Origin of the sequence: Alcanivorax sp. (genome assembly GCF_051117345.1) — a bacterium.
Classification (GTDB): Bacteria; Pseudomonadota; Gammaproteobacteria; order Pseudomonadales; family Alcanivoracaceae; genus Alcanivorax.
The window spans coordinates 1-4,128 of record NZ_JBNPEC010000005.1; the positions used below are offsets into that span (position 1 = coordinate 1).

At 60.3% G+C, this 4,128-nt stretch carries 4 protein-coding genes and 2 tRNA genes; 3 read left to right on the top strand and 3 right to left on the bottom strand.

Annotated elements, in window-relative coordinates; all coding sequences use genetic code 11:
* The 3 genes from ACFE0K_RS00375 to ACFE0K_RS00385 form a co-directional block, all read left to right on the top strand.
* Window positions 1–707: glutamate--tRNA ligase family protein (locus tag ACFE0K_RS00375; RefSeq protein ID WP_434534169.1), on the top strand; the 707-nt coding region annotated here is incomplete at its 5' end.
* 263 nt (window positions 708–970) lie between these two features.
* Window positions 971–1,046 (top strand) — tRNA-Ala (locus tag ACFE0K_RS00380).
* Between the two features lie 5 nt (window positions 1,047–1,051).
* Window positions 1,052–1,127 (top strand) — tRNA-Glu (locus tag ACFE0K_RS00385).
* Between the two features lie 75 nt (window positions 1,128–1,202).
* On the opposite strand, the gene ACFE0K_RS00390 is transcribed toward ACFE0K_RS00385, so the two are convergent.
* The 3 genes from ACFE0K_RS00390 to ACFE0K_RS00400 all read right to left on the bottom strand — a co-directional run bounded on the left by ACFE0K_RS00390 (window position 1,203) and on the right by ACFE0K_RS00400 (window position 3,972).
* Window positions 1,203–2,567, bottom strand: a complete 1,365-nt coding sequence (locus ACFE0K_RS00390; RefSeq protein ID WP_434534170.1) for a nicotinate phosphoribosyltransferase — start codon at window positions 2,565–2,567, stop codon at window positions 1,203–1,205.
* Window position 2,568: 1 nt separating this feature from the next.
* Entirely contained in the window at window positions 2,569–3,138 is a 570-nt protein-coding gene (locus tag ACFE0K_RS00395; RefSeq protein WP_434534171.1) for an isochorismatase family protein, read from the bottom strand.
* Window positions 3,139–3,207: 69 nt separating this feature from the next.
* Entirely contained in the window at window positions 3,208–3,972 is a 765-nt protein-coding gene (locus ACFE0K_RS00400; RefSeq protein WP_434534172.1) for a TIGR01458 family HAD-type hydrolase, read from the bottom strand.
* Between the last annotated feature and the right edge of the window lie 156 nt (window positions 3,973–4,128).

The following is a 4,128-nucleotide window of genomic DNA, read 5'->3' on the forward strand; positions in this document are numbered from 1 at the left end:
TGTTCTACCAGCGCATGGGCTACCTGCCGGAAGCGCTGGTGAATTACCTGGGGCGTATGGGCTGGTCCATGCCGGACGAGAGCGAGAAGTTCACCCTGGCGCAGATGCAGGACGCCTTCGATATCAATCGGGTGTCCCTGGGTGGTCCCGTCTTTGATGTGGAAAAGCTGAGCTGGCTGAATGGCCAATGGTTGCGTGACCAGAGTGATGAGCAATTTCTGGATACCTTGCTGGACTGGGCCTACAACCGCGATTACGCCATGAAGATCATTCCTCACCTGCGCCAGCGTGTGGAAACCCTGTCGGACGTGGCGGACAAGGCGGCATTCTGTTTCAACGGCATGCCGGCGATCAGTGAAGCCAGCTTCGAGCACAAGCAGTACGGTGGCGAAGACATGAAGGTGTGGCTCCAGTACCTGCTGTGGGCCTATGAGGCGCGTAGCGACTGGAACCGTGACGGTCTGTTTGCCGATGCCAAGGCCATCGCCGATGCCTTGGAAGTGAAGATCAAGGACTTCCTGTTCCCGGCCTTCGTTGCCATTGCCGGCACCAGCGCCAGCTTCTCGGTGGTGGATTCCATGGAAATCATTGGCGCCGACCTGAGCCGCGCCCGCCTGCGCAACGCCATCGAGGTGCTGGGCGGGGTGTCCAAGAAGCAGATGAAGAAGCTGGAGAAGGCCTACCGGGAAATAGCTGCGAGCTTCTAGCTGCTAGCTACGAGAAAACAGAAAGCGTGCTGATGGGCTTGTGCCCCTTCCGGGGAGGGGCATCATCCTGAAAGCTAGAAGCTAGAAGCTAGAAGCTAGAAGCTAGAAGCTAGTATCTGGATGTATTTTCAGCAGCTTGTTCAGGATGTAGTCAAACGGACTTCATTCTGAAAAAAACCACAGGCCAGCGCTTGACAGAGTAGGGGGGCTGGGTAGAATACGCCGCACCAACCGGGACGCGCCTTGTCTCGATTGTCGTATTTGGGGCCATAGCTCAGCTGGGAGAGCGCAACACTGGCAGTGTTGAGGTCGGCGGTTCGATCCCGCCTGGCTCCACCAAATACGTCCCCTTCGTCTAGTGGCCCAGGACACCGCCCTTTCACGGCGGTAACAGGGGTTCGACTCCCCTAGGGGACGCCATATAGAAAAGCCCTGCTCGAAAGAGTGGGGCTTTTTTATTGGTGGCATTACGGATTGCCGGAAGCGGCTAGCTCCCTACGTCCCGGAATTCTGCGATGCCTCTTCCAGTTCCTCCAGCACCGTTTCTCGCAAGACCTGTAGTCGTTGACTGAAGGCAACCGGGTAGCTTGATTGCGCAGGCGCCAGGCTGAGTAGCGCTTCGGGGAGCTTTCTCAGATGCCTGGCGACGTTCTCCCGGGTAACTGCCAAATCCGGTGCTTCGCGACAGGGCTCGCCGTCGCGGATAACGGGCTGTAACAACGGTTCGCCGTCACCAGGCTCGTCTCGGGCGGTAATCTGGTCTCGTTGATAATGTCCCCGGCCATCAGTTTGTCGCCACACCTGTTTGCGACCCGGGTGGAGCTGTTTGCCCGGGGAGTTTTTCAGTCTCGGTCGGCCCGCATAGTCGGTGAGCTTGTAGGCCAGATCCAGAGTGGGGGCATCACTGGAGGCGCCCATACTGGTGCCTACGCCAAAGCCGTCGATGGGCGCACCATCGGCCAGCAGGCCGGCAATCCGGTATTCATCCAGACCACCGCTGACCAGAATACGGACCTGTTGCAGGCCTGCATCATCCAGTTGCCGGCGTGCGTCTTTGGCTTGCTGTGAAAGATCGCCAGAGTCCAGACGGATGGCTCCCACGTCCAGTCCTTCATCGCGGATCAGACGGATCACCTTATCCACACCAGCGCGGCTGTCGTAGGTATCCACCAGCAGGGTAGTGCCGGGATACAGCCGGGCGTAGGTCCGCAAGGCCTCCATCTCGCTGTCATGGGCCTGGATATAGGAATGGGCCATGGTGCCGCGTAAGGGCAGGCCGTGTTGTAGGCCTCCCAGCACATTGCTGGTGCCGGCCAGGCCGGCGGCACGGTAGGCGCGCACCCCGCGCAGGGCGGCATCGCTGCCGTGCATGCGGCGCATGCCGAAATCCACCACCGGCCGGCCATCGGCGGCCAGCACCATGCGCACTGCCTTGGAGGCTAGCACGGTTTCCAGGTGCACCACGTTCATCAGCAGGCTTTCCAGCAATTGTGCTTCCATCAGTGGGGCGGTGATTTCCAGCAGAGGCTCCTGAGGGAATACCGGGGTCCCTTCCGGCAAACAATGGATGTGACCACTAAAGCGAAAACCCTGCAGCCATTGCAGGAAGCCATCCTCAAACAGGTCCAGTTCCTTCAGCCGGCTCACCTGTTGGGACGGGAAATGCAGCTGGCTGACCAACCGCGCGGCGTACTCCTGGCCGCAGGCCAGCATGAGGTTACGTTGTGCCGGCATCTCCCGGTAAAACAGGCTGAAGGTCGCCGTGTCATTCATGCCTTCGCGCCAGTAGGCCTGCAGCATGGTCAGTTCATAGAGATCGGTCAGTAGACCGAGGGCATCGTTGTTGGCGGAAAGGTCCATATCAGGCTATGTCTTCCAGTTGGGTGCCGGCTTCCTGCAGGGCCTTGAGGGTGGGGCCTTCCTGGTCCGGGAAAACCGGGCGGGTGGCGTTGCAAAGCAGGTGAACCTGGAAACCGGCGGCGCAGGCATCCTTGACCGTGTGAAAGACGCAGACATCTTCTGCCAGACCACCGACCCAGAGCCGTTTGACGCCACGCTGTCGCAGCCAGCCTGCCAGGCCGGTGCCATCAAAGGCAGAGTAGGCATCCTTGTCGAAGGCGGTGCCCTTGCTGACGATCACTGTGCCTGACGGCAGGGACAAACCCGGGTGGAAGGCGGCGCCAGGAGTGTCCTGGATGCAATGAGGCGGCCAAGGGCCCCCTTGGGCATGGAAGGAGCAATGGTCCACGGTGTGCCAGTCGCGGGACGCGATCACCGGCAAGTTGGCGTCGGCGGCGGCTTTCAGCCAGGCGTTCATGGCGGGCACTACCTGCTCGCCGTCTGGCACAGCCAGCGCGCCACCGGGGCAGAAATCATTCTGGATATCCACGGCCAGCACAGCATCGCCGGCCTTCAGGGGAAGATGTCCCATGGTTGCCAGTCCTCTGTTGCTTGTGACTACCTTCAGTGTCGGGTCCTGATGGCAGTGATACAAGGGGGGCTATCCGAGCCGGCTGACCACTGTCTCTGCGACGGCGCGGATGTCGCTTTCCAGCTGGAATTTCCCGGTGATGGCCTCTTCGTCGCCGTCCCGATATTTCCCGGTCTGCACCAGGCAGGCCTGCATGCCGCTGTTCAGTGCGCCTTCCACGTCGCCATGGATATCGTCACCGACCATCAGGGTATGTTCGGGTCGGGTTCCCAGGTCGGCCAGTACCTGCTCGAAGAAAGCGGTGGATGGCTTGCCGGTAATGATGGCCCGGCAGTTGGCGGCATATTCCAATGCCCTGACAAAAGGGCCGGCATCCAGGTGCAGGCCGTCATCCAGCTGGTAATACCGGTTTTCGCCGATGGCAATCAGCGGTGCGCCGTCGTGCAGCAGACGAAAGGCCTGGTCCAGATGCTCATAAGTGAATTTCCTGCCGGCATCACCGATCAGTACGGCATCGGGTTGTTTGCCTTCCAGATCAGAAAATTCATCTTTCAGGTTGGGGTGGAACAGGCAGTACGGGGTCAGCCCTCGGCGAGTCAGGTAGTCGTGGGCGGCTTGCGGCGCAGTAAACAGCTCTGTCTCGTCTACTGCCAGGTTCAGACTGGCCAGGTCGTTGAGTATCTGGCTACGGTTGCGCTGGGAGGTGTTGGTGACAAAGCGCAGGGGCAGGCCGGTGGCACGCAGGGCTTCCAGGGCTTCCTGTGCGCCGGGCAGCAGGCGTGGGCCCTGGTAGAGTACGCCGGCCAGATCCAGGCAGATGGCATGCAGTGGCATGGCATTCCTCCGTGAGAGCCTGCGTATAGCCGCTTTAGCAGGCTTTAGGGCTTTCTTAAGAGCATAGGCGTGGCGGCGTGGTCAGCTCAAGCGGCGAATGGTCAGGGTATGGGCGATCTTTTCACCATCCCAGATGTATTCGTAATGCGCGCTGGG

Bases quoted from the DNA above. Each gene is read 5' to 3' on its own strand.
- ACFE0K_RS00390 (WP_434534170.1), bottom strand. From the start codon at position 2,567: ATGGACCTTTCCGCCAACAACGATGCCCTCGGTCTACTGACCGATCTC.
- ACFE0K_RS00395 (WP_434534171.1), bottom strand. From the start codon at position 3,138: ATGGGACATCTTCCCCTGAAGGCCGGCGATGCTGTGCTGGCCGTGGAT.
- ACFE0K_RS00400 (WP_434534172.1), bottom strand. From the start codon at position 3,972: ATGCCACTGCATGCCATCTGCCTGGATCTGGCCGGCGTACTCTACCAG.